Source organism: Pseudomonas sp. 14P_5.3_Bac1 (genome assembly GCF_025466135.1).
Classification (GTDB): Bacteria; Pseudomonadota; Gammaproteobacteria; order Pseudomonadales; family Pseudomonadaceae; genus Aquipseudomonas.
The window spans coordinates 1-389 of record NZ_JANLOF010000047.1; the positions used below are offsets into that span (position 1 = coordinate 1).

1 protein-coding gene is annotated in these 389 nt (G+C 51.4%); it reads right to left on the reverse strand.

Annotated features, from left to right (window positions below):
- Positions 1-164: 164 nt before the first annotated feature.
- On the reverse strand, positions 165-389 hold a 225-nt coding region (locus NTD89_RS10865; protein WP_262207556.1), incomplete at its 5' end, for a hypothetical protein.

The window sequence follows — 389 nt, forward strand, 5'->3', positions numbered from 1 at the left end:
AGCTGCCCATCTGATCGACGATCCGCCCGCCAAAGAACGAACCCAAGGCAATCAGAATTGTTGAGCCCACGCGTCTGTTCCCCCACGTGTTCCCCCACTGAACGTGGGATTCAGCGGATGCTCTCGGGACGCTAATGGACGGATACTAGGCTGTAAGCCTTGTTTTATCTAGGGGTTGTGGATTTTTTAGGACATTGGCGAATACTAAGTTGGCGGCCTATCTCTCCGCCATTACATAGAAAAAGCCCCGTAGCTGAATAGGTTGCGGGGCTTTTTTGCGTTGGCTTATAAATCGGCCGCAGGCTCAATCGCTCAATTGCTTTCCGATAAACCTGATCACGATCTGGTTTATCAAAGGCCGCCCCAGCGACGGTGATTTTCTGATCAGT